This is a genomic window from Hymenobacter sp. HSC-4F20, assembly GCF_019599275.1.
Classification (GTDB): domain Bacteria; phylum Bacteroidota; class Bacteroidia; order Cytophagales; family Hymenobacteraceae; genus Hymenobacter.
Genome location: NZ_JAHZTD010000002.1, coordinates 165,872 through 190,774, shown reverse-complemented (window position 1 = coordinate 190,774; position 24,903 = coordinate 165,872). Strand labels below are relative to the sequence as shown.

Below are 24,903 nucleotides of genomic sequence, written 5' to 3'. Positions count from 1 at the left end.
ATGCTGCTCTCTCAGAATAGAGTCTATCAATCGGCGTTATCGGCTCAAGAAATAAATTCAATCATTTCTCACTTGAGCAGGGAAGAAGCTGGCTTCTGGATTCTAAAGACAGAGAAGTATAAAGTGGAAATTAGCGAGGGATACTTCACTGTATTGCGCCGGAGTAGTACGCAAAATGGACCTGTCTTTCCTGTAGTTAGCGGTGCAATAACGGATGGAAGTCCAGTACAGGTTGATTTGACGATCAAGCCAACTACCGAAGGTTATTTTGTTATTCTGCTTTGTGTAGTTATTAGTGGAATACTGTCAATTAGTATATTAATGAGTGACGAAATGAAGGTGAATGGGGTATATCGTACACTGGAGCTTTGGGAAAGGGTAGTATATACGCTCTTTCCACTGAGCATTTGTGCAGTACTGTGCTATGTTAAGGTGTTCAAACCGATGTCAGACACCGAAGCATGGCTGGTGAAAAAACTCGCATTGATAGCTTCTGCCAAATGAATTCCTAGTTATGAAACCCCTCTACCTCCTAGCGGGCTGCAACGGTGCAGGCAAAACTACCGCCGCGTACGCGCTGCTGCCGAATCTGCTGGGGTGCCGGGAGTTCGTCAATACCATTGAAATAGCGCGGGGCCTCTCGTGAGCGTATAGGCCAGACGGTTAATGGTAGCACGGCTACAGGAGCTAGTGGCGGCTGACGAAACCTTTGGGCTGGAAACCCCCTGGCTACGAGACGCTTTGTAGCTTTTGCTGATCAAAAAGCTGCCTGACTAGGTAGCAAGTTGAAACCCATTCATAGGCCCGTCGGCACCACCCGGTGCGGCGGGCCGTTGGCGTTTCAGGTGCGGGTAGACAGGCAGAAGCTGCTCCTTGCAGACTCTGAGGCTTCCTCTACCTCTTGGAGCTTACCCACTATTTGTTGTCATTCGCGCTGTCAGGTATACGTTTGCTCTTGTTGCTATGAAAAAATGGCTACTCTGCCTGCTGCTAGTCACGGACGCCTTTACTTGTCTAGGGCAAACCCGCACCTCGAAATCTGCTATCTATACCGACGACATCGACCGGTTTTGGGTGGCCTATGACAGCGTGCGCGCTACCCCAGACCGCATCCGGCAAATAGCGGTATTCAACCGGCTATATATCCGGCCGGGCAGTGAGGGGCTGCACGCGTTTATGGAAGCGCGGGAGTTTACGGCAGAAAAGTGGGTTGACCTGATCAACAAACTGCCTAAGTTCTGGACTTCCATCCGGCCCAATACCCTGGTGGTAAAAACCAAAACCCGAGATATTGACCGCAGTATCCACCGGTTAAGGCGCCTATATCCGGAGCTGCGCGAGGCGAAAATGTACTTTACCGTAGGAGGGCTGCGCTCGGGCGGTACCGTGCGCGACAACCTTGTGCTGGTGGGTACGGAAATTACTATGGGTACCCCCTCCACCGACGTATCGGAGTTTTCCAATCAGTGGTTGGCAGGCGTGTTCCGGCACCAGTCGCTCGATAACATTGTGCCCCTAAACGTGCACGAGTATGTGCACACCCAGCAGCGCCCCGGCCAGACCAACTTGCTGGGGCAGGCTCTGAAAGAAGGCGCTTGTGATTTTGTTACCGAGCTGGTCGTGCGAAAGCCTTTGCAAGCCAGCTACCTCCGCTACGGCGCGGCCCACGCCCCTGAGCTGCAGGCCCGGTTCAAGGAGGAAATGTTTGGAGACGATATGAGCCGCTGGCTTTACAACGGCACTAGCGTAGGCACCACCGCCGACCTTGGTTATTTCATCGGTTACAGCATTTGCAAACGCTACTACGCCCAAGCCGAAAACAAGCGGCAGGCCATCAAAGACATCATTGAGCTGGACTACGCCAACCCGGAAGCTACGGAGCGCTTTCTCGCTCAGGCCGGCTACTACCCCGAGGGCTGGGACAAACCGGCGCTTCTTACCGCGCTTCAGGCCCGTTACCCCGTGGTGGCCGGGCTGGCGCCGTTCAGAAATGGCGCTACCACCGTCGATGCCGGAGTGCGCGAACTGGTAATCCAATTTAGCCAAGAAATGGACGAGCAGGGCATGTCCTTCAATATGGGGCCGCGGGGCCAAGAATACTTCCCTCTGAAAAAACCGGTGGGCTTTTCTGCCGACGGTAAGCAGTTCCGGCTTAGCGTAGAGTTGCAGCCAAACCATGAGTACGAGTTTGTGGTGACTACCCGCAGCTTCAGGTCTCGTACGGGCTATCCGTTGCGGGAGAATTACACTGTGCACTTTAAAACTAAATAGGGCAGTAGCAGTAGGGGGCTGGCCGGGTAGGCGAAACGTTGCTACCAGCTAGCAGGGTAGCCGGTGTGACTATTCTACTCGTAAAGCAAAAACAGTTACACCGCATGGTCCCGCACGGACAGCCCTGCGTATGTAGCCGTAGCTTACAACCAGCATCATATGCCCGCCGCACCCGCCCCTGACCCCCGGTTACCCGAAATCCGTGCTTACTACGGCTTGTCGCAGCTGGAGCTGTCGGAGCTGCTGGGGGTGTCACGGGCGCTGGTGGCCCTTACCGAAACCGGGCAGCGGAAGCTCCCGGCCGCTGCGGCGCAGGCCCTGCATCCCTTGGTCGCGGCCATGAGCGCCGCGGCTTCGGCCGGCGCGGCCGTGCCCGCCCCCGACTGGGGCCCGCTGCAAGCCTACCAGCAGCAGTGCCAGGCCCAGGCTGCAACGCTGCGCCGGGAACTGGCCCGCATGCAGCAAAAAGCCGTTCAATACCAGCACCGGCTGCAAGTGCTACCCACCCTGCACGCAAGCCTACCCGTTGCCAGCGAGGAGCACGCCCAAGCGTGGGTGGCACAACTGCTTGAAGAAGCCCGGCAGCAGTGGCAGCGCAACGGCCCCGGCGCCCAGGCCCTCCTTACTGTGCGCATTAAAGCCCTGGAATACGAAGCGGCCGAAGCACTGCGGGAATTGGCTATGGCCGGAGCTTGGGCACTAACTAAGTCATAGCTTAAACCTGCCTATACCGGGGGAGCTTGTACAGGCGAAGCTGTACGCAGCTGCCTGCCACCAGCGAATAACAGAAAGGAATAACAGAAAGAAGCGGCGGCCTTTCGGGACGGGTCGTCGTATAGCCTTCGGACATTACCTGCAAGAATATGGCGAAGAAGACTGTCTCAGAAATTATAGTGGATACCCTGCAGGCCGCTGGCGTAACGCGGGTGTACGGCGTGGTAGGCGACTCCCTTAACGGCATTACCGATGAAATCAGGAAGCGCGACGGTATTGAGTGGATACACGTGCGCAATGAGGAAGCCGGGGCTTTTGCCGCTGGCGCTGAAGCTCACCTGACCGGGGCGCTGGCCGTGTGCGCGGGCTCCTGTGGGCCTGGCAACACCCACCTGCTGAATGGCCTCTATGACTGCCACCGCAGCCGTGTGCCGGTGCTGGCCATTGCCGCCCAGATTCCGAGCGTGGAAATTGGAACTCAGTATTTTCAGGAAACGCACCCCGAGAACACGTTCAAAGAGTGTAGCGCCTACTGCGAGCTGATCGGCCACCCCGACCAAACGGTACGCACCACCGAAATAGCCATTCAGACGGCTTTGGTTCAGAGAGGTGTAGCCGTGATAGTAGTGCCCGGCGACATCAGCCATCAGAAAGCAGAAGCCCCCGAGCCGCGCCTGCCTGTGCTGCGCAGTAGAGCAACTCTGGTGCCGGCTATGGAGGAACTGCGCGCGGCTGCCGACTTGCTCAATACCGCTGATAAGGTGACCATTATGGCCGGCGCGGGTTGCGCCGACGCCCACGCCGAACTGCTGCAAGTGGCCGAGCTACTGGGTGCTCCCATCGTGCATGCCCTACGGGGCAAGGAATACGTGGAGCCCAACAATCCCTACGATGTAGGCCTGACTGGTTTGCTGGGTTTCACCTCGGGGTACGACGCCCTGATGGATGCCGATTCCATGCTGATGCTCGGCACTGATTTTCCTTACGCACAGTTCCTGCCCCAGGATGTGCGCACCGTGCAGGTAGACATTCGCGGGGAGCATATCGGTCGCCGGGCCCGGGTAGAGGTAGGGTTGGTCGGCGACGTAGCGGCTACACTCCGGGAACTGCTACCCCTGCTTAACCACAAGCAAAACCGGGAGCACCTGGAAAAAGCCCTCGACAACTACCGCCGCACCCGCGCGAACCTGGATGAGCTGGCCACCGGGGAGCCCGGCGACACCAGCATGCACCCCCAGTACGTAACCCGCCTGCTTAACGAGCAGGCCGCCGAAGACGCCATTTTTACCTGCGACGTGGGCACGCCTACCATCTGGGCGGCCCGCTACCTGCGCATGAACGGCCGGCGCCGGCTTGTTGGCTCATTTAACCACGGCAGCATGGCCAACGCCATGCCTCAGGCCCTGGGGGCGCAACTGGCCTACCCGAACCGGCAAGTAATAGCCCTGGCCGGCGACGGAGGCTTTGCCATGCTGTTGGGCGAACTGCTAACCTTGAAACAGCTCAACACCCCAGTAAAAGTTGTCATCTTCAACAACAACAGCCTGGGGTTTGTAGAGTTGGAAATGAAGGCCGCTGGCATTCTGGAGTACGGCACCGAGCTGGAAAATCCGAACTTTGCCGCCCTGGCCGAAGCGGCGGGCGTGCGGGGTATCCGGGTCACCGATCCGGCTTACCTCTCAGCGGCCATTGCAGAAATGCTGGCCCATCCGGGCCCGGTTATCCTTGATGCGGTGGTTAAACGTGCAGAGCTGTCCATGCCGCCGACTATTCAGAAGGAGCAGATGCTGGGCTTCAGCCTCTATACCCTTAAAGCCATCATGAACGGGCGCGGGGATGAGGTGTTGGAACTCGCCAAAACCAACCTGCTACGATAATGTTGTTGCGCAGCGGCGTAGCGGCACCGTGTTTCCGGGCATAATAGTCTGTGCTGACCTGGGTAATGTAACTGCCTGGTTTGGGATAGGATACGCCTATCGTGTTGGATAGGCCCATCACGCTGGAACTGGGGTGCTACCCGCTCGCGCGGCCAAACTGGGTCTGCTAAGTAGAGCCCGGAGGTAGGTTGTTTGAACAATCTAGACCTTTTGCTATGTTACCTACCAGCAGTCGGCGGCGAAAAACTGCGTCGGTTGCGTTTATTTGCTCTTTCCGCCTTTTGGGGCCGCTTCCCGCCGGCCTAGTCGTTCCATGACCAATAAAGAAATCAAAGCCCTTATCTCCCTGCTCGACGATCCGGAAATTGCCCCGCAGATTCAGGAGAAAATCCAGACTTTGGGCGAAAGCATTATTCCCTTTCTCGAAGAGTCGTGGGAGGAAACGCTGGACACGCAGCAGCAGCAGCGTCTCGAAGATTTAATTCATCATCTGCAATTTGAGGGCCTGCAGCAACGCCTGCGGGTGTGGCGCGACTCCGGTGGCGAGAACCTGCTCGAGGGCATGTGGCTGCTGAATTCCTACCAGTACCCTGATGCGGACTTTCAGGTGCTGAACCGCGCCATTGAGCAGCTGCGGTTCGAAGCCTGGACCCTGCTGCAGCCCGAGATGCACCCCGCCGACCAGGTGCAAACGCTCAATCATGTGCTGTTTCGCACCCACAAGTTTGCCGCCAACACCCAGAACTTTCATTCGCCGGCCAACTCTATGTTGCACCGAGTGCTGGAAACCCGCCGTGGCAACCCCCTGACGCTGTGTGTTATCTATCTGCTAGTGGCGCAGCGGCTCAAAATGCCGGTGTTCGGTGTAAACCTGCCCAACCTGTTCGTGCTTACCTACCGCCCGGAGGGGCCGCTTGAACCGTTTTATATCAACTGTTACAACCGGGGGCTGGTACTCTCGCGCACGGATATTGAGCACTATATCGGTCAGCTGAACCTCACACCCAACGAGATGTTCTTCGAGCCCTGCTCACATATTGATATTGTGCGCCGGGCGCTACGCAACCTGCAGCTCAGCTTCGAGAAGCTGCAGGAGCCCGCCAAAGCCGCGGAAGTTGCGCAGCTACTGGCCATCCTCACCAACGAGTCCGAGGCTACGGATGCTGGAAGCGAGCCAAGCGAAGAATAAATAAGCCTTCCTACAAAAGACTGGGGCCGCTGATAGATTATCAGCGGCCCCAGTGTTGTTAGAGGGGTTACGGCAAGCCTTAGAATTTCTTGATCAGGCAGCCGGCTGCCCGCTTGTCGGCAATACCGCTTGTGCGGCCCGCCAGCACTTGGTCGAGGGCCTGTGCCAAATAGCGCTCCTTCACGTAGCTTTCTACCTGCGGATTATCGTCAATGGCGCCTTTGTAACGCACCGCAAATCCGTCCCCTAGGGGCTGGAGCAGCACTACCTCAGGGGTTTTGGTGGCCCCCAGTAGGGTGCTTACTTTCTGACCTTCGTCCGTCAGCAAGGGGAGGTCGATGCTACCAGTGGTCTTGATTTTGAGCTTCTCCGCCTCGCCGGTATCGGCACTGGCTTCCAGGTTAATAGGAGCGTTAACAAAAAGAAACTGCACCCCCCTGGCGCCGTACTCGGTGCTGAGGGCACTCAGCCGGCTCTGGTAGAGCTTGGAGAAAGCGCAGGCCGGATTTACGAAGACGACCACCACTGCCTTATTGCCGGCGTAGCTTTTCAGGGCTACTTCGGTATTAGCGCTGTTTTTCAGGCTGAAATCAGTGACGGAGCGGCTGCCCTGCGCGCGGGCTACCCCAACCGCAACGGTGCAGAAAAGCAGAGCGGCGGCAGCAACAATGGAAATGCGGCGAAGGGACATGGGAGATGAATTAGGGAAGCAGGTGAGGAAGTGAGTTAAAGGTAGTGCTCGTGAATAAGCGCGTAAGACCGGCAGACTCACTATTTCACTACCTCACCACGTCACCGATGGCGTAAGTTAGCACGTAGTCGGGATGTGGGCGCAGGTAGTGAATCTGGTGGTGGCTGCGGAAGTTTTCGAGCAACAGGTGTCCCGTCAATACACCTGCCTCCCGCAGCTCAAACGGGCTGAGCAGTAACTGCTCTTTAAACACCAGGCCCCGGCGGCTGTGCAGCTTGTAGAGCGTCTCTTTGGCACTCCAGTAGAGACAATAGGTAGCTGGTTCGCTGCCGGCATTGGCCTGCTCCGCTTCCGATAGAAACCGGCGGGCCAACTGTTGCGCTTTCGGGCGTACTAGCTCAATATCTATGCCAACCGCCGCTTGGGTAGAAAGTAAGCCGGCCACCCACTCCCCTGAGTGCGAGAGGGACACGCCATAGGTGGGCAACTCCGGGAAGTAAGGACGGCCATTGGGGTCGTTGTGAAGGGTAGCGGGCGTATCGTTCAGCTCCCGCAGCAACTGATGGGCCAGCACCCGGCCCGCCAGCCACTGCCGGGCCCGCAACTCGTCGCGCCCATCGGGGTAACGGGCCAGGTAGTGCGCCTGGGCCGGCAGCAGAGGCCACAACTCCTCGGCGGTTTCCGTGAGGTGCCACAGGCCCAGGGCGGCGGTCTGCGAAATAGGGGAGAGGGAGTGGAGCGGCAAGGGCTGAAAAAGAGGATGAGTGAGTGGGTGAAGGTACACTTCCGTAGAAAAACTGCCATCCGCCGCCTTTTGCGCATCCCGCGAAGATCAAGGACGTCAAATAGCCACTCGATGGAAACCAGCTTCCTGGCTTTGCTTCGGAGGACAGGGCTTCGTAAAAAGCAATGTTGTGCCTGGGTAGTGCTTCGGCGGTATCTTTGCGCCCTCACGCCCTCATTCACTCATCTACTCTTTTCCCAATTGCCCTCTCGCCCCCACGTTCAGAAACTCGCTACCCTTACCGGCCACCGCGACTGTGTGTATGCCCTGGCGGGTACGGCCGGGCAGGAAACATTCTACTCGGCGGGCGCCGATGGCTTGGTTGCGGCCTGGAATGTGGCAGCGCCTGAGCAAGACGGAGAACTGGTGGCCAAGGTAGAAAATTCGGTATATGCGCTGTTGCACCTGCCCGAGCGCAACCTGCTGGTGCTGGGCCATAACTTCCAGGGCATTCAGGTAATTGATTTAGCGGCGAAGAAGCTGGTCTACGCCACCGCCCTGCCCGCCACGGCCATTTTTGCTATAGTATATTCGGCCCGCCAGCAGCGCCTTTACGCGGGCTTGGCCGATGGTACGCTGGCCGTGCTGCGGGCCGATGACTTTAGGGTGGAGACGTTGCTGCGCCTCTCCGAGAAAAGCCTGCGCTGCCTGGCCCTGCACGAGCAGCGGGGGGAGCTAACCGTGGGAGGCTCCGACTGGCGGGTGCGGGTGCTGGATGCCGGCTCCCTGCGGGTTAAGCGCGTCATTGAGGGTGCTACTAATTCCGTGTTTACTGCCGAGTACTCCCCCGATGGGCGCTACCTGCTCACGGCCGGCCGCGACGCGCACCTGCGCATCTGGGATGTAGCAGCCGGCTACCAGGAGCACCGCAGCATCGTAGCCCATATGTTCACCATTAACCACCTGGCCTTTTCCCCGGATGCGCAGCTGCTAGCTACCTGCAGCATGGACAAAAGCATCAAGCTCTGGAACGCTCAGTCGTGGGAGCTGCTGCGGGTAGTAGACCGGGCCCGCCACGCTGGCCACGGCACCTCCGTGAACAAGTTGTTTTGGCCGGGAAGGCAGAATCGGCTAGTTTCGTGTAGCGACGACCGCAGCCTCGCGGTGTGGCAGCTTAGTAGTGAGTAGCGAGGAGTGCGACGCGTGAAAACGCGAAACCGCCGTACAATAGGCCGAGGTTCTTCCTTGGTTGCCGCCCGCCCCCTGCTCAGCGCCTACTACCCCCATTACCCCATCAACCATGAAAATTACCGCCCTCGATATCCGGCAAAAAACCTTTGAAAAAGCCTTTCGGGGATTAGACAAGGACGAAGTACAGGCTTTCCTGCTGACGCTTTCCCAGCAGTGGGAGCGGATGGGCGACGAAAACCGGGAACTGCGCCTCAAGCTCGACCACGCCACGCAGGAGGTGCAAAAGATGCGGGAGGTGGAAACCAGCCTCTACCGCACCCTCAAAACGGCCGAAGACACCGGCAACAGCATCACGGAGCAAGCCCAGCGCGATGCCCAGCTGCGCATCCGGGAGGCGCAGCTACAGGCCGAGCAGCTGCTGGCCGATGCCCGCCAGAAAGCCCGCAGTGTGGTAGATGACGCCTACCAGCAGGCCGAGCGCACCATTGCCGACATGCAGAAGGAGGTGAACGGGCTGGGCCAGGAGTGCCAGCGCCTGGAGAGCCTGCTCGACGGCCTCACGCGTGATTTGCACCGGTTAGCTTCCGATGCCTTGGATAAGGTGGAAAAGGCCCGTAGCCGGCCGAAAACCAGTACGGCGGCCATCCTTTCCCGGGCCGCAAGCGTAAAAGTGAACCGTCCGCACTCTCCCGCCGACGACTCACCTAACCCCGACGCTACCATGTACGTTTCCACTGCTTCTACTTCTTCTGCCGCCGCTGTAGCGGGCGGCTCTGCTGCTTTCTTCAACGAGCCCGCCGCCGCTCCGGCACGCTCAGCCCCGCCCGAAACGGGTGCGGCCACCGGCTACAATCCCAAGCCCGGCCAGCAGCCAGACCCCGGCGCCCCAGCCCAGCAGCCCGGCCCCGAAATTGAGCGCCCCGGCAGTCCAGGCGAAAACCCCGGCATTTCGCCCGCCCCGCACATCGATCCGCCGAGCCCCTCCCGTGTGCCCGAGCCCGATGCGCCGCGCGTGGAGCCCCCGGCGCCCGATATTCAGCCCATCGGCCCCAGCCACCCCGAAATTAATCAGCCCGCCCCCGTGACGCACCCCGGCCAGCCGAGCTTCGCTACGGCCGCTGCACTCGGAGAAAAGTCGTTTTTCGATGAGCTGTAGGGTCGCTTGCTCCCTCCTTTATACGCAAACACGAAGCCTGCCTTCCGGGGCAGGCTTCGTTGTTTTGTAGGATAGGCTTGGGTTGGTACTAGCCAGCTTGCCGTACGCCTACCCCCAGTTCTGGCCTGAAGTTCTGGCCATACGTTTTACCACTCATCAGTTTATCACATGGGCCAGATTGCACTGGAAGGCATGGAGTTTTTCGCCTTTCACGGATACTACGACGAAGAACAGAAAATCGGGAATAAGTACGGCGTGGACCTTTACATCGACACGGATCTGCACGCCGCCGGGGCCTCCGACCAGCTGCGCGAAACCGTCAACTATGAAATTCTTTATCGGGTAGTAGCGGAGGAAATGCGCGCTCCGGCCCGCCTGCTGGAGCACCTGGGCCACCGCGTGCTGGACCGGGTGCTGGAGGAGTTTCCCTACATCAGCGGAGTGCGGGTCAGTGTGTCGAAGTTCAACCCCCCCTTGGGCGGTATTTGCCACCGGGCCCGCATTACGCTGGAGCGGCGGCGCTGATCAGCAGGAGGAAAGCCACTTGGCTCGCAGCCCCCCGTACTGGTGGTTTCAGCCTGTAGGCTGAAGGCGGGAGCGAGTTTGAAAAAAGCAGCTGTAACAGGCTGCTTTTCTTTTCTTTGGAATATTATACGAAAAAAATCGTAGATTAAACTTGCTTCTACGATATGTTTCGTATACGTTTGATGTACGAACTGATTCGTAGCAACCAGCTGCCTGCTTTCCGGCGCGAAGGAAACCAACCACAGGCAACGGACGCGCGTCAGGCAGACGTCTAATCTAGTACCGCTTACCCCTTGTGCAATGAGTAAATCCCCCCTTCCTAAACCCACTGAATCGGAGCTGGAAATTTTGCAGGTGCTCTGGCAGCACGGCCCCAGCACCGTCCGGTTCGTGAACGACGAGCTAAGCCGCAAGCGCGACGTGGGCTACACGACCACGCTCAAGCTGCTCCAGCTAATGCTCGACAAAGGCCTGGTGCTGCGCGACGACGAAAGTAAAACCCACGTGTACCGCGCTGCTGTGCGGGAAGAGGAAACCCAGGGCCTGCTGCTCGATAAGTTCGTGGAATCGGCCTTCGGAGGCTCGGCCATGAAGCTGGTGATGCAGGCGCTGGGCAACCGTCGCACTTCCCGCGAGGAGTTGGCCCAGATCCGGCGCCTGCTCAACGACATCGAAATTCAAAACGATACTACCCCACCCTCAACCGACGAAGCCCCATGAACTGGCTCGAACAATTGTTGCCGCCCGCGCTGGTACGCGCCCTGGGCTGGACGTTAGTGCACTCGTTGTGGCAGGGCGCCGTGGTAGCCCTGGCCCTAGCCGGTTTGCTGCTACTGTTGCGCAAGCATAGCGCGGAGGTTCGCTACCGCACCGCCGGCCTCGGGCTGGTCGTGCTGCTGCTGCTGGCAGGCGTTACGTTTGTGCGCTACTACGTGGCTGCGCCCCCAGAAGTGAGGCCAGTAGCTGGTTACATGGTAGAGGACGAAGCCACTCCGCTGGCAGATGGTATCGTCACGACTGGGGTAGCCAGCAGCGCGGCTATCGTGCCTTCCGATGGTATCGTGACCACGCCGGAGGTACTGACCACCGAGGTAGCCCCCACCGGCCTGCGGGCCTGGCTGATATACTTCGACCAGAACATTCCCGTGCTGGTGGCGGCATGGCTGCTGGGGTTGCTGGCTATGACGCTCCGCCTGCTGGGGGGGCTGGCCTACGTGCAGCGCCTGCGCCGCTACCGGGTGCAACCTCTGGGCCAGGAGTGGCAGGAGCGCCTGGCTACTCTGGCTGCCCGCGCCGGAGTGCACCACCCTATTGAACTGCTGGAGTCGGCGCTGGTGCGGGTGCCCGTGGTGGTGGGGCACCTGCGGCCTATGGTGCTGCTCCCCCTGGGCACTGTCACGGGCCTGAGTACCACCTATCTGGAAGCCATCCTGGCTCACGAGCTGGCCCACGTGCAGCGCCGCGACTACCTCATGAACCTGTTGCAATCCGTGGCCGAAACGCTGTTCTTCTACCATCCGGCCGTGTGGTTTATCACGGCTTGCCTGCGCACGGAGCGCGAAAACTGCTGCGACGACGCCGCCACGGCAATGGTAGGCGGCAACCCGCTTACCGTGGCCCGCGCCCTGGCCGCCCTGGCCGAGCTAAGCGCCGCGCCGGAGCCCGTCAACCAGTTTGCCATGTCGGCGCTGGGGCCCGATGGGTCGGTGCTGGGCCGCATCCGGCGGCTGGTGCAAGGCCGCACGGCGCCTACTTTCTCCGAGGGGTTCATGGCAGCCTGCGTAGTGCTGGGCGGCCTGGTGCTCCTGACCTCGGCCGTGGCCATAGCCGACCCGCGCCCGGCGGCCGGGTTGGTGGATGGCAGCAGTGCCCTCTCGCGGCTGCCTTTTCTGGCTGCCGAGCCCGATACTACCCGGAAAAAAAGCGAAATAGCCGCTGAATTTACCATCCCCGACGCCGACGTGCTACAGCCGCTTAGCCCGGCTGCCAGTTTAGCTCCGGCGCCGGCTGAAGCACCGGAGGCCCCTGAAGCCGATGAGCAGGAGGTAGTAACCGCCCTGGCCGCTGGCAGCGGCGCAAGCTTCGCAGACGTCGACGATGAGGATGACAAGGAGAAGAGGAAGAAGCGCAAAGATGCCCGCCAGGTGGTAATCGTGCAGGAGCCGCGCCGGGGTGGGGCGGGCACGGTGGTTATCGAGAAAGATAAAAAAGGCCGCCTTACCAACCTTTCCGTCAACGGGCAAACCGTAGACACGGGCCAGGGTGCCCGCAAGAACAGCAAGAAGGCGGAGCGCCAGGTAGAAGTAATCCGGGTACCCAGCCCCAGCGGCTGGTCGAACAGCAACTTCCACTTCGATGACAACTTTGCCCGCTCCTTCCAGTTCCGGGGGCTGAGCGAGGCCGAAACCGTCCGTATCCGCCGCGACGCCGAGCGGGCCGTAGCCGACGCCCGCCGCCAGCTGCGCGAAAACCCACAGTGGCACAGCAATGGCTTCACCTTCCGCAATGAGCACACCGAAGCCTTGCGCCACGCCGAGCAAAGCCTGCGGGAAGCTGCCAATAACGCCCGCACCGACCAGGAGCGCGAGAAGCTGGAGGAAGCCTTGGAGCGCCTGCACGACCGGCAGGAAACCCTGCGCGAACAGCAGGAAGACCAGTGGGAGCGACTCCGGGAGGAAGCTACCGAGGGCCACCTGGGCAACGGCCGCTGGAACGGCGGCTTGGACGAGGAGGCCACCCGCCGCCTCAGCGAAGCTGCCCGCCGCGAGGGCGACGTAGCCCGCCGGGAAGGCGACCGGGCACGTCGGGAAGGCGATATTGCCCGCCGCATTGGGGAGCTGGCGCGCCGCCAAGCCGCTGCCGAAAGCCGCAAGGACACCCGCGAAGCTGCGCGGCTTGGGCTGGAAATGAAGGATCTGGAGCGGCAACTGGAAGCGGCCCACCGCGACACAGAGGCGGCCCACCGCGAAACGGAAGCCGCGCACCGCGAAACCGAGCGGGTAGCGCGCACCATGCGCGCCACCGGCACCAGCAGCTCTACCCGCCGCCCCGGCTCCGTTACCGAAGATGCCCTGCGCCAGGAGCTGCGCAAGGACGGCCTGATCAAAGACTCGGATAACTTCCAGTTCAGCCTCACGGCTACCACCCTGACGGTGAACGGCAAGAAGCAGCCTACGGCCCTGCGCGACAAGTACCTGCGGCTGGTGGAAAAGCAAACCGGCCGGAAGCTGGGCGCCAGCAGCTCCTTCGTACTAAACACCCAAACCTCGCGCAACACCACCTACACTAGCGGGGGGCGGCCCCCCCGGCCACCCCGCGCGCCGCTGGCGCCGGCACCCCCGGCCGCGCCCCCAGTGCCGCCCGCCCCGAGTGCGCCGAGCGTGCCGCTGCCCCCGGCCCCGCCCCGGGCACCGCGCGTAGACTCGGATGAAGTACGGGCCGAATTGCGCAAGGATGGCCTGATTGGAGCCACCGACAAAGCCTTTCAGCTTCAGTTAAATGAGTCGGGCCTGACGGTAAACGGGAAAAAACAGTCCGCCGAGACAGCCGAAAAGTACCGCCGCCTGCTAGAAGCCCCCGACGGGAAGGGGGGTACTACCCGCAGCAACATCCAGATTTCCGTGAGTGAGTAACGCGTTGCTCTGCCTCGCCGGCCGCCGCTGCAACGGCGGCCGGCTTTTTTATAGCAGTTTCTGAATACAATGAGGCAACGGTTGAAGGCAGTAGCGCATCTATTGCTACGTTCCGCCGGCGCTCCGCCTGGCCGCGCTACCCCCGTCCCAACGCCAGTACCTCACCCCGTGCTGATTGTCGGGTGTTTTACCCACCTCGTTTCCCACCCGATTGCTCTACCTCTACTCCCGCCTTCTTGTCGTGAACTGCTACCGTGCGCTCCTTCTGGTTTGCCTCACGCTCTGCGCCAGCCTGGCCCGCGCTCAGACGCCTTCCCCAAGCACAACGGCTGCGGCAGCCGCCGTGCCCGCCCCCAAGCGCCACCTGCAAGCCGTGCGCATCACCGAAACCATTAAGCTGGACGGGGTGCTGGATGAGGCTGTCTGGCAGCAGGCTCCCGTAGCCACCGACTTTATCCAGAACCGTCCTAACCCTGGCCCGCACGAAAAACATCCGACCGAGGTGCGCATTCTCTACGATGACGCCAACCTCTACATCGGGGCCGTGATGCACGACGTGGCCCAGGACTCCATTATGCGGGAACTCTCGCCGCGGGATGATGCCGGCAACACCGATTTTTTCGGGGTGTTTCTGGATACCTACCACGACAAAATCAACGGGTACGGCTTTATCGTGACGACAGGCGGAGTGCAGATGGACTCGCGCTACTCCCCGGCCGGGGGCGAAGATTTTAACTGGAATGCCGTCTGGGACTCGCGCACCAGCCTGCGCGGCACCGACTGGATTGCCGAGCTACGGATTCCCTACTCGGCCATTCGCTTCAGCAAGGTGCCCGAGCAGCTCTGGGGCCTCAACTTCATGCGCCAGCGCAAGCGCGACAACCAAGCCTTCTTCTGGAATGAGGTAAAGCCCGCCGTGGATGGCTTCGTGAACCAGTGGGGTGAGCTGCACGGCCTGCGCGACATTCAGCCCCCGCTCCGCCTCTCGCTCACGCCCTACGTTTCGGGCTACGTGAATCACTACCCCTACAACGAGCAGGGCGTGCGCAATGCCAACACCAGCTTCAACGGCGGGGCCGATGTAAAGTGGGGCATCAATGAGAGCTTTACCCTGGACGCCACGCTGGTACCCGACTTCGGGCAGGTGCAGAGCGATAACCAGGTGCTCAACCTGTCTCCCTTTGAAGTGCAGTTTCAGGAAAACCGGCAGTTTTTCACCGAGGGTACCGAGCTGTTCAACAAAGGCAATCTGTTCTATTCCCGCAGGGTAGGGGCCCAGCCCATTGGGTTTGGCAGCGTGGCCCGTCGGCTGCGCGCCAGTAAAATGGGTACGGACGGCCAGCGGCAGCCGGGGGAAGTCATCGTCAGCAACCCCGGCGTGACGCGCCTGCTCAACGCTACCAAAGTCTCGGGGCGCACCAAGCAGGGGCTGGGCGTGGGCGTGTTCAACGCCCTTAGCAACGACGTGTATGCTACCGTGCGCGACTCCGCAGACGGGCGCGAGCGGCAGATACTCACCCAGCCCTTCAGCAACTACAACATTGTGGTGCTGGACCAGAGCCTGAAAAACAACTCCTACGTTTCGCTGATTAATACCAACGTCACGCGCTGGGGGAGCACCTACGACGCCAACGTGACGGGCGGGTTGTTTCGCTTTGCCAATAAAAAGAACTCCTACGCCCTCGATGGCCGGCTGGTGTACTCGCGGCGGCGGGGCCGGGAATTCGGCACCGATAAGCAGATCGACGACCAGGACGGCTACAAGTACCAGCTTGGAGTCAGCAAAATCAGCGGCAACTTCACCTGGGGCCTGAATCACGGTATCGAGTCGGATAAGTACAACCCCAACGACCTGGGCATTCTGTTCGGCAACAACAACATCAGCCAGAGCCTCAACCTCAGCTACAATAAGTACAAGCCCTTCTGGAAGGTCAATAACTTTTACAGCTGGTATAACATCAACCACTCGCTGCTGTACAAGCCTACCCGCTACCAAAACGTCAACCTCAATGCGGGCTTTAATACGACGTTTACCAAGAATTTTCTGACCGTGGAAGCCAACTTCGAGGCCAACCCCGCCACCCACGACTATTACGAGCCGCGCCAAGACCGGCTGGGCGACTACTACGTGCGGGTGCCGGGCAACGTCAACGCGAGCGGCTACCTCTCGTCGGACTACCGCAAGAAGCTGGCGGGGGAAATTAGCGGGGGCGTGCGCACCTACGCCCAGGACGAGCGGCTGGTGCGCCCCCGCCGCATGGGCTATGGCTGGAGCATTTCGCCGCGCTACCGCGTGAATAACCAACTCAACTTCCGCTACTCGCTCGACTGGAACCTGAGCAACAACCAGATTGGCTACGTGAACGGCGGGCTCGATGGCGGGCAGGCGCTGGATACGACTATGATTCGGGTGCTGGGGGGCAATGTGGCGAAGGGGATGCCGCCCGTGGATGTACTGCTGGGCCGCCGCCGGGTGCTGACCGTCACGAATACGCTGTCGGGGGCCTACACCTTTAACAACCGCATGTCCCTGACCATTCGCACGCGCCACTACACCAGCACCGTGAACTACCGCGACTTTGCCCGCCTCGGCAAAAACGGCCAGGAAACGCTGGTGGACTATCGCCGCAACCGCGACAATACCTTTAATGCCTTCAACGTGGATGCGGTGTATTCCTGGTGGTTTGCCCCGGGCTCTCAGGTAAGCATCGTGTGGAAGAATGCCGGCTCCACGTTCCTGGAAGCCAACGAGGCCACTCCGCTCTACTTCAACAATCTGAGCAATACCATTAACACTCCGCACAACAATAACCTATCCATCAAAATCCTTTACTACCTGGATTACCTCACGCTCAAGCGCCTGCGCAACTAGCACCCCAAGGGGCCTGATGGCGAACGAAAAAACTCCCCCAGCAGCGTTGCCGGGGGAGTTTTAGCTAACGCAGAAAAGTGGGAGTGGGGCCTTACAACGGACCGGGCTGCCGGAACGAGTAGTTCGTCGGTTGAGGCGGGCAAACAGTCGATTGGGGTTGGTAACCGGGCTGAGGCAGAGGAAATTCGGGTACTAACTCACTCGATTCAACCGTCTGGTCCCATGGAAAGAAAGAATTTTCTCAAGAGCTTGTTTGTAGGAGCTATTTCTGCACCGGCCGTGCTGGCCGCTTGCAGCAAAGAGGAAGCTGATGCTGTTACGCCCGCCACTAGCGGCACCAGCGGCACTACAGGCGGCACCACGGGCTCCAGCAGTTGCGCCGTAGCCCCCACTGAAACCGAAGGCCCCTTCCCTACGAAAGTGCCGGCCTCCTACCTGCGCTCCGATATTACCGACGGCCGCACCGGCTACAAGCTGACGGCCAAAATTACCATCACCAACAGCAACAACAGCTGCGCTGCCCTGGCCGGGGCCCTGGTAGACATCTGGCACTGCGACGCCCAGGGCAACTACTCTGAGTACGGCGGCACCGGCATGCAGTCGACCAACTACCAGAGCGTGCACTTTTTGCGCGGGCGCCAGGTCACGGACGCCAACGGGCAAGTAACGTTTACCTCCATTTTCCCGGGCTGGTACTCGGGGCGGGCCACTCACATCCATGTGCACGTGTATTCGGCCACGGGCACTTCCCTGAAAGTAACCCAGATTGCCTTTCCTGAGGGCAGCGGCTCGGCCGTAGCCGCCGTCAACGGCTACAGCAAGGGCATGTCGGGTTACACTTCTAATGCCACCGACAACGTGTTTAGCGACGGGGTAAGCCTGGAGCTGGCCACCGTGACGGGCAGCACTGCCGCCGGCTTTGAGCTGTCCATTACGTTTGCTGTACCCGCGTAAAGCTGCCTGCGCCGGCCCCCTTGGGGTAGCCGCCCCGCTGCGGGGCGGCTACCCCTGTACTGCTGATTGTACTTTCTATTATGGCCCACCACGAGCGGGTAATTACCCTTTGCTACCGCAAAATCATCACCAGCAGCTCGGCGCGGCCCTGGGAGAAGCTGGTGTTCGAGGATACCTACGCTGAGTTCCGTCTGCAGGCTCAGTTCTACAATCCGGAGCGCCGGCACCGCACCTTTGGCGAGTTGCTGCATCACGCCCCGGGCGCCGAGCAGCTGCACTTTCTGGTGAGTGCGGCCGCGCGGGGCTACGTCCAGCAGCTTCAGGGCCTCGTGCCCGACGTGGTGAACAACCTGGGGAAGCATTTCCTGAAATTCAGCCAGTTTCAGTTTGAAATCATCAACTCCGACCTCCAGGACCCGGCCCGCCACCAGGTGGCCATCAGCTTCTACGCCGAGCCCCTTACCTGGCTCGATACCATCGGGAGCTACCTGCTGGTAGCGGACCAGGCGGCCCCGGCTGGGGGTGAGGTGCTCACGCACTTGTTCCAGATTCAGCCCTACCTCAGTATTCATGCCCTGCACCCCCCTCGGTAACCCCTCATGAAGCAGACGCCCGGAAGAATCTACCTCGCCGACCAGCACGGGACAGTTACGACCCCGCAGTCGAGCCGTAGCAGTGTGCTTTCCTTTGCTGAGTATACCACTACCCAGCGCCCTGCCGTGGGCCGGCTGTTGGCATTTAATGAGGAAACGCTGCTGCCCGGCCAGGCCGTTACGCTTCTAGTACCCCGGGCTACGCACCTCGTGCTGCTACCCCTAACCGGCGAGGTAGCATACCAGGATTCGCGGGGCCACACGGCGCTGGTGCAGGTAGAAGACGTGCACGTAAGTACGCTACCTCCGGGCGCCACCCTGGAGCTGCGGAACCCCTACGCCACCGAAGCGGTTAGCTTTCTGCACCTCTGGCTGGCCGCCGAGCTGCCCATCAGCGCTGGGCCCACCGTATTTCAGTATGCCTTCGAAGAGTTAGAAAACGCGCTGGCCAGCATAGTGTCGGGCTCCAGCCCGGAGACGAGCCAGCTACCGTTTGCCCTGAGCCTGGGTCGTTTTGCGGGCCGCCACGAGGCGGTGTACCGGGCGGCTAGCCCTAGTTCCCTGCTGTTTACCTACGTGCTGGCCGGTGCTTTTGAGGCGGAAGGCCGCCTGCTGCACGCTAAGGATGGGCTGGCCCTGTGGGATGCAGAGCAATTCGAGCTGGAAGCGTTGAGCAACAACGCGTTGGTAGTGGTGCTGGAAGTACGGGCTTAACCGCAAGCTGTCCATCCGAGCTTCAGCATGGAGCTGGGGCTCATCAGCAGCAGGCTTCCTCAATTTTCTCGTCTCTGCCTGCTGCGCAGAATGATAGTTTTATAAGCCCGGCAGTTTCTACAACCCTAGCAATTCCTCGGCTGCCCCGAAGGCGGACTTGCGGCCATCCATGACCTGCCGGCGCAGCACCAGCAGCTGCGCGGCTACCTCGGGGCGGGCGTAAAAGCGGGTTTCCAGGGCTTCCCGGATGGTTTCGTGGAGCCAGTGCAGGTGTTGCTCCTGGCGGCGGCGCTGGAAGTAGCCGCTGGCCTGAGTTTGCTGCACGTACTGGGCAATAACCTCCCACACTTCCGGCACGCCCGCTCCAGACAAGGCTGAGCTGGTAGTAACCACCGGGCTCCAGGCGCTGGGCGCCAGCGGAAACAGGTGCAGCGCGTTCTGGTACTCAGCGCGGGCCCGGCGGGCGGCCTGCTCGTTGCTCCCATCGGCCTTGGTGATGGTCACGGCATCGGCCATTTCCATGATGCCTTTCTTGATGCCCTGCAGCTCGTCGCCGGCGCCGGCCAGCATCAGCAGCAGAAAGAAGTCGACCATGCCGTGCACGGCCGTTTCGCTCTGACCCACGCCCACAGTTTCCACGAAAATAACGTCGTGGCCGGCGGCTTCGCAGAGCACCAGGGCCTCGCGGGTGCTGCGCGTAACGCCGCCCAGGCTGCGCCCGGCGGGGGAGGGGCGAATAAATGCCTGGGGGTGGGCGGCCAGCTCGTTCATGCGGGTTTTGTCGCCGAGGATGCTGCCGCCGCTGCGCTGGGAGCTGGGGTCTACGGCCAGCACGGCCAGGCGCTTGCCCTGCTCCCGCACCAGGTGCAGGCCCAGGGCCTCAATGAACGTGCTTTTGCCTACCCCCGGCACCCCCGTGATGCCCACCCGCACCGAGCGGCCGGCGTGGGGCAGCACCGCATCCAGTACCTGCTGGGCCAGGGCCTGGTCGGAGGGCAGGGTGCTTTCCACCAGCGTAATGGCCCGGCTGAGCAGCACGCGGTTGCCCGAGAGGATGCCCTCAGTGTATTCAGAAGCGGAAAAGCGTTTGGCCATGGAAGTAAAAACGGAGCCGACCGAGAAATGAGTGCCCTTGACCGGGTAATACGGCCGCAAACTACCCCATATCGTACATTTGGAAAAATAGCCGTCCGGGTACATGGCCCGGCTCCCGGCTCAACTCCTCCGTAAGTATGGGCAAAAACGTCTTCTCCCTCGTGGCGGCAGTGCTGCTGAGCAGCACCCTGCCGGTGTACGCGCAAAACGAGCTGAGCAACTTTACGGCCACCGGGCGCGGGGGCGTAGCCACTACCTTCGCCACCGACTACCAGGCCATCGGCATCAACCCCGCCAACCTGGGCCGGGTAGGCGGGGCCACGGTGGCCTTTACCGTGGGCGAGTTCGGAGCGGGGGCCGGCTCCCAGTCGCTCACGCGCCAACAGCTGCGCAAGTTTATCTTCAACACCAGCCAGGGCCTCACGCTGGCCGACAAGCAGGAGCTGGCCCGGGCCTTCACCTCAGACAACGCCCTCAACTTTAACGCCGATGCTACTACCCTGGGCCTGGCCGTGCAGCTGCCCGTCATCGGGGGCATTGCCATCAGCAACCGGGTGCGTACGGCCGGCCACGTGGCCCTGAACCAAAACGCCGCCGAAATTGCCTTCCTGGGCCGCAACGCGCCGATTTACGCCTCCGCCGCGGCCGGCAACCTGCCGCTGGTAACCGAGGCCCTGGCCGGCACCGACCTGCAGCTCTCCGTGCTTAACGAGTTCAACCTGGCCTGGGGCACCCGCCTGATTGACTTGCCCCTGTTCCAACTCTCGGCCGGAGCCGGCTACCGCTACATTCAGGGGGTAGGCATCGTGGATATCCGGGTGCGCCCCGGCGACCTGAGCGCCTACAGCTCCATGTCGCCTATTTTCGACCTCGACTACGGCGGCATGGCCAGCAATCCGAGCTTTAACCTGCGCGACGGAGCCAACGGTTTGCAGCCCGTGGGCAAAGGGCACGGCTTCGATCTGGGCCTGGCCGTAGAGGCGGGCAAGGCCGTGCGCCTGGGCCTGGCCGTTACCGACATCGGCCACATGACCTGGGAGGGCAACCTGCTCACGGCCAACGACCAGAAGCTGAAGCGGCTGAAATCGGAGGGTATTGGCTCCTACAACTTCATCAAGGAAGCCGCCGAAATCTTCGCCACCGGCTCCGATAGCCTCTTTACCTACCAAACCGGGCAGGAGCGCCGGGCCGAGCTGCCCACCAAGCTGCGCGCCGGCGCGGGCCTGCGCATCAGCGAGTTTTTCGAGGATGGCCTTGATGTAACGCTGCCCCTCAACAACGTGGCGGGCAATATCACTACCCCCTTCGTGGGCGCCGGCCTCGACTACAAGCCTACCCGCTGGCTGCGCCTGAGCAGCGGCCTGACCGGCGGCGCGGGCTACGGCGTGAGCGTGCCCCTGGGCCTCACCCTGGCTACCAACGTGTACGAAGCCGGCATCAGCACCCGTGACGTAGCCGGTCTGGTAAGCTCGAAAAACCCCTACCTCTCGGTTGCCGGCGGCTTCCTGCGCTTTAAGCTGGGCGGCAAAACCCAGTAGTGGTGAGGTGGTGAAATAGTGAATGAGTAGTGAAATGGTGAATGAGTAAGTGAGTGAATGAGTGAAGTACTGTCAGGGCGAGGCCCGAAGCCATCCTTCCTCTCCATATGACCAGCCTGATAGCATAACAAGCCCTTACTTCCAGCACGGAGGTAAGGGCTTGTCACATTTCTGGGGTAGTACGCTGTGTCAGGGCGGATGGCTTGGAAGCCTCGCCCTGACAGTACTTCACTCATGCACTCACTTACTCATTCACCATTTCACCACCCCATTACTTCCCCGGCTCGGTAATGAAGTTGGGCAGGCCAAGCTTGCTGCGGCGGCCGCCGAGTTTGAGGCCGTTGTCGAGGTACTTGGCCGCCTCGGAGTTGGGGTTCTGGATGATGCCGAGGAAGAGGTTGTCTTCGCGGGCCACGTAAATGTTGCCGTCGGGGGCGCGCTGCAGGGAGCCTACCTTGCGGTTAGCCGATTTGCCTACTACGGTGGCCTTGCCCGTTTTCAGATCAAACTGGAAGATTTGGGCTTCCCCGCCGCCTTCCCCGTTGCTGGAGCCATAGAGCTTGCTGCCATCGGGCGAGAATTCGACGCCGTAGGCTTCCGGGTAGGGGGCAAATGACTTCACGTTACGCACCTGCCCGGTGGCGCGGTCGAAGTCGAATACTTCGTACTTATTAGCCTCGCGCCAGAGGGCCACGGCTAGCTTGCGGCCATCGGGCGAGAACTTCATGGCCCCGATGGCGTTGCGGCCGGGGCCGGCGTGCATGCTGCCCACGTTGCTCATAATGGGCTTGCTCTGCACCCCGTCGGCCGTCACCAGAAAGCTTACGAAGGCGTTGGAATTCCAGCGGTGGGCCACCACCCACACGTCGCGGCCATTCTGGTGGCGCACGGCGGCCAGCTTTTCGGCCACGGGCGTAATGAGCAGGGCGTTGGAGCGGGGCACGTCGCCGAGGCCATTTTCGCGGGTCATGTCCACCACGGAGTAGCGCAGGCCATTAGGGCCGCCCTGAGCGCCCACCGTGAACACGTAGAACACGTTGCCGCTGCCGGGGTCGGGCACGATGAGGGCGCTCTGGGTGCTGGAGTTGGAGCCCATCAGCTTTTTGCCGTTGGGCATCACCTGGTGCTGGCGGTTGAAGACGAACTCGCCGTTGGTGTAGAACAGCAGCTGGCCCTGCTGGTTGGTTGCTACTGCCGAGCCTTCATAGGTCGTCATCTTGCTGGTGAGCAGGGGGGTAGGGGCCCCTCCATCGGCCGGGAACGAGAGGCCCGCCTGCTGGCCGAAGAGCCAGATGGATTGCTCGCGCTGGGCCAGGGCCGCGCCGGGCAGCAGCAGCGCCAGCAGCAGCGGCAAAAATGAAAGTCGTTTCATAAAAAGTCAAAAGCTTGGATTAAGCTTCCTAAACGCAATTTCGTGCCAATTGTGATGGGGTAGGGTCATGATGGAGCGAAGTAGTGGGTTTCAGGTTCTGTCGTCCGGAGCGCAAGCAAAGAAGCGCTACCCTTCGGCGGGGAAGCAGCCGTTAGCCCCTGTAGAGGTCTTGGGTGCCGGAAGGCAAGCGTTGTTGCCCCACTGGTTCTCGCTCAATCACGGAATCAGGGCTTCACACCTCCCACTCGCCGGCCAGCAGGCGCGGGATAAGGGGGCGAAGAATGTTGTAGCTGGCCCCCCAGAGCTGGTAGCCCGCGCCAACTCGGTAGAAGGGCACCAGGCGGGGGCCGGGCCAGCCGGCCAGCTCCCAGGTTTCCTGGGTGTGGTTGGCGGCATCGGCCAGGTGGCGCAGCGGAATTTCCAGCACCTCGTCAATTTCTGCAGTTTGCCACTGCCAGGCGGCGGGCCGGCGGATGCGGCCCAGGAAGGGCGCAATCCGGAAGCCGGTGGGTATGGCCTGGGAAGGCAGGGCCGCCAATATGTCTACCTGCGCCGGGGGCAGGCTCACTTCCTCGAAGGCTTCGCGCAGGGCGGTGGCTTGCAGGCTTTCGTCCGTGGGCTCGTGCTTGCCGCCGGGGAAAGCCAGCTGGCCGCCGTGGACGCCAAACGCCGCCCGGCGCACCATCACTACCTGTATCTCGCCCTGCGCATCGCGGAAAACGGGTACGAGGACGGCCGAGTCGCGCAGGTTTTTGGGAATCGGAAAATCGGGCATACTGCAACAGCGCCGACGCGGGCAAGTCCGCGTCGGCGCTGGCAAGGTACATACCCGCGCCCGTTTCTCGGGCGCCGGGGTAGGGTGGCCGGGCTAGTACAGGTAGCTGAGGGCCGTGCGGTCGTTGGCATTGAAGGGGCGGCTCTGGCCGGTGCCAATGCAGGCCAGCATCCAGGAGTTGGGGTCGGCCGCAGCCGGCGTGCCCGGAATCAGGATGGCGCCCACCGTGCTGGCGCCCTCGTTGGAGGTGGCGCCGCCGCAGCTGTAGCTCCGGTCCATGTAGTCGGTGTGGCGGAAGCCGATGCAGTGCCCGATTTCGTGGGCTAAAATGGTAGCCAGGTAGGCCTGCGCCGGCGCGTTGCCGATGGCGCGGGAGTTAACTTTCACCTCCCCATAGGGGTTGCCGCCCGTCGGGAAGCCGGCCGAAGCCAGGTAGCTGCCGTTGCCGCGCGCAATGCTGATGTTGCCCCCCGACGACACCCGCGTGAACGTGAGCTGCAGGTTTTGGGCATTGTAGCGGGCAATGGCCTCATCGAGGCCAGCCACGTAGGAGCTGGGCAGCTGGCTGGAAATGCTCACGGTAATGGTGCGCGGCAAGCCCGTTACCAGGTTGGTGGTGCGGTACTGCTCGGCCTGACCCACGCGCAGCAGCTGCACGGCCGCGCGGCTGCTCAAATCGGCCGCGGATAGTACAATGTCGCCTTCTACTACGTAGTTGCCATCCTCATCACGCTGTACGTTGGCGGCGCTGAAGCCAAGCTGCCGGATCTGGCTGAGCGCATCGGCGCTGATGTCCTGCTGTTTGTTTACAACAGCTTCTTTCTCCGAGCAGCTACCCAGCGCGGTGGTCAGCATAGCCAGAGCAGCTACCACGAGGTAAGAGTTCTTTTTCATAGAATGTGTTGGTTGTGTGAGATAGGTCAATCAATGTATTTAAAATATGCATAGTATAATTATTTTAATTTATTTTTAATAGTATGCGCTGAACAGTAGCAGATTACCCGTTGAGTAATAGCATTG

At 61.0% G+C, this 24,903-nt stretch carries 22 protein-coding genes; 16 read left to right on the top strand and 6 right to left on the bottom strand.

Annotation, left to right across the window (positions count from 1 at the left end; all coding sequences use genetic code 11):
- The 6 genes from K3G63_RS10460 to K3G63_RS10440 all read left to right on the top strand — a co-directional run bounded on the left by K3G63_RS10460 (position 1) and on the right by K3G63_RS10440 (position 6,051).
- Entirely contained in the window at positions 1–504 is a 504-nt protein-coding gene (locus K3G63_RS10460; protein WP_220614076.1) for a hypothetical protein, read from the top strand.
- Positions 505–514: 10 nt separating this feature from the next.
- Positions 515–646: a hypothetical protein gene (locus tag K3G63_RS22795; protein WP_259404410.1), complete on the top strand. Its 132-nt coding sequence runs from the start codon at positions 515–517 to the stop codon at positions 644–646.
- A 317-nt stretch (positions 647–963) separates the two neighbouring features.
- Positions 964–2,271 (top strand): DUF2268 domain-containing protein, encoded by a 1,308-nt coding sequence (locus K3G63_RS10455; protein ID WP_220614075.1) that lies wholly within the window; start codon positions 964–966, stop codon positions 2,269–2,271.
- Positions 2,272–2,430: 159 nt separating this feature from the next.
- Positions 2,431–2,985 carry a hypothetical protein gene (locus K3G63_RS10450; protein ID WP_220614074.1) on the top strand — a complete coding sequence of 185 codons (555 nt, stop codon included), beginning with the start codon at positions 2,431–2,433 and terminating at the stop codon, positions 2,983–2,985.
- Positions 2,986–3,134: 149 nt separating this feature from the next.
- On the top strand, positions 3,135–4,862 hold the full coding sequence (gene poxB / locus K3G63_RS10445) for a ubiquinone-dependent pyruvate dehydrogenase (RefSeq protein ID WP_220614073.1): 1,728 nt from the start codon (positions 3,135–3,137) through the stop codon (positions 4,860–4,862).
- A 313-nt stretch (positions 4,863–5,175) separates the two neighbouring features.
- Positions 5,176–6,051: a transglutaminase-like domain-containing protein gene (locus tag K3G63_RS10440; RefSeq protein WP_220614072.1), complete on the top strand. Its 876-nt coding sequence runs from the start codon at positions 5,176–5,178 to the stop codon at positions 6,049–6,051.
- Positions 6,052–6,130: 79 nt separating this feature from the next.
- On the opposite strand, the gene K3G63_RS10435 is transcribed toward K3G63_RS10440, so the two are convergent.
- The gene (locus K3G63_RS10435) at positions 6,131–6,742 is read right to left on the bottom strand and encodes a redoxin domain-containing protein (RefSeq protein ID WP_220614071.1); all 612 of its coding nucleotides are present in this window, start codon (positions 6,740–6,742) and stop codon (positions 6,131–6,133) included.
- A gap of 88 nt (positions 6,743–6,830) precedes the next feature.
- The gene (locus K3G63_RS10430; RefSeq protein WP_220614070.1) at positions 6,831–7,487 is read right to left on the bottom strand and encodes a 4'-phosphopantetheinyl transferase superfamily protein; all 657 of its coding nucleotides are present in this window, start codon (positions 7,485–7,487) and stop codon (positions 6,831–6,833) included.
- A 240-nt stretch (positions 7,488–7,727) separates the two neighbouring features.
- Here K3G63_RS10430 and K3G63_RS10425 point away from each other — a divergent pair, with 240 nt between their 5' ends.
- The 9 genes from K3G63_RS10425 (at position 7,728) to K3G63_RS10385 (ending at position 19,103) form a co-directional block, all read left to right on the top strand.
- On the top strand, positions 7,728–8,654 hold the full coding sequence (locus tag K3G63_RS10425; RefSeq protein ID WP_259404409.1) for a WD40 repeat domain-containing protein: 927 nt from the start codon (positions 7,728–7,730) through the stop codon (positions 8,652–8,654).
- Positions 8,655–8,766: 112 nt separating this feature from the next.
- Complete coding sequence (locus tag K3G63_RS10420) at positions 8,767–9,813, top strand: DivIVA domain-containing protein (RefSeq protein ID WP_220614068.1); 1,047 nt, start codon at positions 8,767–8,769, stop codon at positions 9,811–9,813.
- A 168-nt stretch (positions 9,814–9,981) separates the two neighbouring features.
- Positions 9,982–10,338, top strand: coding sequence for a dihydroneopterin aldolase (gene folB, locus K3G63_RS10415; RefSeq protein ID WP_220614067.1), 357 nt, complete (start codon positions 9,982–9,984; stop codon positions 10,336–10,338).
- A 300-nt stretch (positions 10,339–10,638) separates the two neighbouring features.
- Positions 10,639–11,058, top strand: coding sequence for a BlaI/MecI/CopY family transcriptional regulator (locus K3G63_RS10410; RefSeq protein ID WP_220614066.1), 420 nt, complete (start codon positions 10,639–10,641; stop codon positions 11,056–11,058).
- Positions 11,055–13,970 carry a M56 family metallopeptidase gene (locus K3G63_RS10405; RefSeq protein WP_220614065.1) on the top strand — a complete coding sequence of 972 codons (2,916 nt, stop codon included), beginning with the start codon at positions 11,055–11,057 and terminating at the stop codon, positions 13,968–13,970. The genes K3G63_RS10410 and K3G63_RS10405 overlap by 4 nt, the downstream gene beginning before the upstream one ends.
- 211 nt (positions 13,971–14,181) lie before the next feature.
- The gene (locus tag K3G63_RS10400) at positions 14,182–16,842 is read left to right on the top strand and encodes a DUF5916 domain-containing protein (RefSeq protein ID WP_220614064.1); all 2,661 of its coding nucleotides are present in this window, start codon (positions 14,182–14,184) and stop codon (positions 16,840–16,842) included.
- A gap of 222 nt (positions 16,843–17,064) precedes the next feature.
- Complete coding sequence (locus K3G63_RS10395) at positions 17,065–17,796, top strand: intradiol ring-cleavage dioxygenase (protein WP_220614063.1); 732 nt, start codon at positions 17,065–17,067, stop codon at positions 17,794–17,796.
- Between the two features lie 80 nt (positions 17,797–17,876).
- Complete coding sequence (locus tag K3G63_RS10390; protein ID WP_220614062.1) at positions 17,877–18,389, top strand: hypothetical protein; 513 nt, start codon at positions 17,877–17,879, stop codon at positions 18,387–18,389.
- 6 nt (positions 18,390–18,395) lie between these two features.
- Positions 18,396–19,103: a hypothetical protein gene (locus K3G63_RS10385; protein ID WP_220614061.1), complete on the top strand. Its 708-nt coding sequence runs from the start codon at positions 18,396–18,398 to the stop codon at positions 19,101–19,103.
- A 117-nt stretch (positions 19,104–19,220) separates the two neighbouring features.
- Here the strand turns inward: K3G63_RS10385 and meaB are convergent, their stop codons facing one another.
- Positions 19,221–20,198: a methylmalonyl Co-A mutase-associated GTPase MeaB gene (meaB, locus tag K3G63_RS10380; RefSeq protein ID WP_220614060.1), complete on the bottom strand. Its 978-nt coding sequence runs from the start codon at positions 20,196–20,198 to the stop codon at positions 19,221–19,223.
- A 137-nt stretch (positions 20,199–20,335) separates the two neighbouring features.
- Between meaB and K3G63_RS10375 the strand changes: the two genes are divergently transcribed.
- Positions 20,336–21,736 carry a DUF5723 family protein gene (locus K3G63_RS10375; RefSeq protein WP_220614059.1) on the top strand — a complete coding sequence of 467 codons (1,401 nt, stop codon included), beginning with the start codon at positions 20,336–20,338 and terminating at the stop codon, positions 21,734–21,736.
- Between the two features lie 271 nt (positions 21,737–22,007).
- Here K3G63_RS10375 and K3G63_RS10370 read toward each other — a convergent pair whose 3' ends face one another.
- From K3G63_RS10370 to K3G63_RS10360, 3 genes are all read right to left on the bottom strand, one after another.
- Positions 22,008–23,108 carry a YncE family protein gene (locus tag K3G63_RS10370; RefSeq protein WP_220614058.1) on the bottom strand — a complete coding sequence of 367 codons (1,101 nt, stop codon included), beginning with the start codon at positions 23,106–23,108 and terminating at the stop codon, positions 22,008–22,010.
- A 232-nt stretch (positions 23,109–23,340) separates the two neighbouring features.
- Positions 23,341–23,883, bottom strand: a complete 543-nt coding sequence (locus tag K3G63_RS10365) for a CoA pyrophosphatase (RefSeq protein WP_220614057.1) — start codon at positions 23,881–23,883, stop codon at positions 23,341–23,343.
- 93 nt (positions 23,884–23,976) lie between these two features.
- Positions 23,977–24,777, bottom strand: a complete 801-nt coding sequence (locus tag K3G63_RS10360) for a M57 family metalloprotease (RefSeq protein ID WP_220614056.1) — start codon at positions 24,775–24,777, stop codon at positions 23,977–23,979.
- Positions 24,778–24,903 lie beyond the last annotated feature (126 nt).

Bases quoted from the DNA above. Each gene is read 5' to 3' on its own strand.
- K3G63_RS10420 (WP_220614068.1), top strand. From the start codon at position 8,767: ATGAAAATTACCGCCCTCGATATCCGGCAAAAAACCTTTGAAAAAGCC.
- K3G63_RS10450 (WP_220614074.1), top strand. From the start codon at position 2,431: ATGCCCGCCGCACCCGCCCCTGACCCCCGGTTACCCGAAATCCGTGCT.
- K3G63_RS10390 (WP_220614062.1), top strand. From the start codon at position 17,877: ATGGCCCACCACGAGCGGGTAATTACCCTTTGCTACCGCAAAATCATC.
- folB (WP_220614067.1), top strand. From the start codon at position 9,982: ATGGGCCAGATTGCACTGGAAGGCATGGAGTTTTTCGCCTTTCACGGA.
- K3G63_RS22795 (WP_259404410.1), top strand. From the start codon at position 515: ATGAAACCCCTCTACCTCCTAGCGGGCTGCAACGGTGCAGGCAAAACT.
- K3G63_RS10385 (WP_220614061.1), top strand. From the start codon at position 18,396: ATGAAGCAGACGCCCGGAAGAATCTACCTCGCCGACCAGCACGGGACA.
- K3G63_RS10375 (WP_220614059.1), top strand. From the start codon at position 20,336: ATGGGCAAAAACGTCTTCTCCCTCGTGGCGGCAGTGCTGCTGAGCAGC.
- K3G63_RS10405 (WP_220614065.1), top strand. From the start codon at position 11,055: ATGAACTGGCTCGAACAATTGTTGCCGCCCGCGCTGGTACGCGCCCTG.
- K3G63_RS10435 (WP_220614071.1), bottom strand. From the start codon at position 6,742: ATGTCCCTTCGCCGCATTTCCATTGTTGCTGCCGCCGCTCTGCTTTTC.
- K3G63_RS10440 (WP_220614072.1), top strand. From the start codon at position 5,176: ATGACCAATAAAGAAATCAAAGCCCTTATCTCCCTGCTCGACGATCCG.
- K3G63_RS10360 (WP_220614056.1), bottom strand. From the start codon at position 24,777: ATGAAAAAGAACTCTTACCTCGTGGTAGCTGCTCTGGCTATGCTGACC.
- K3G63_RS10370 (WP_220614058.1), bottom strand. From the start codon at position 23,108: ATGAAACGACTTTCATTTTTGCCGCTGCTGCTGGCGCTGCTGCTGCCC.
- K3G63_RS10395 (WP_220614063.1), top strand. From the start codon at position 17,065: ATGGAAAGAAAGAATTTTCTCAAGAGCTTGTTTGTAGGAGCTATTTCT.
- poxB (WP_220614073.1), top strand. From the start codon at position 3,135: ATGGCGAAGAAGACTGTCTCAGAAATTATAGTGGATACCCTGCAGGCC.
- K3G63_RS10365 (WP_220614057.1), bottom strand. From the start codon at position 23,883: ATGCCCGATTTTCCGATTCCCAAAAACCTGCGCGACTCGGCCGTCCTC.
- K3G63_RS10455 (WP_220614075.1), top strand. From the start codon at position 964: ATGAAAAAATGGCTACTCTGCCTGCTGCTAGTCACGGACGCCTTTACT.
- K3G63_RS10460 (WP_220614076.1), top strand. From the start codon at position 1: ATGCTGCTCTCTCAGAATAGAGTCTATCAATCGGCGTTATCGGCTCAA.
- meaB (WP_220614060.1), bottom strand. From the start codon at position 20,198: ATGGCCAAACGCTTTTCCGCTTCTGAATACACTGAGGGCATCCTCTCG.
- K3G63_RS10410 (WP_220614066.1), top strand. From the start codon at position 10,639: ATGAGTAAATCCCCCCTTCCTAAACCCACTGAATCGGAGCTGGAAATT.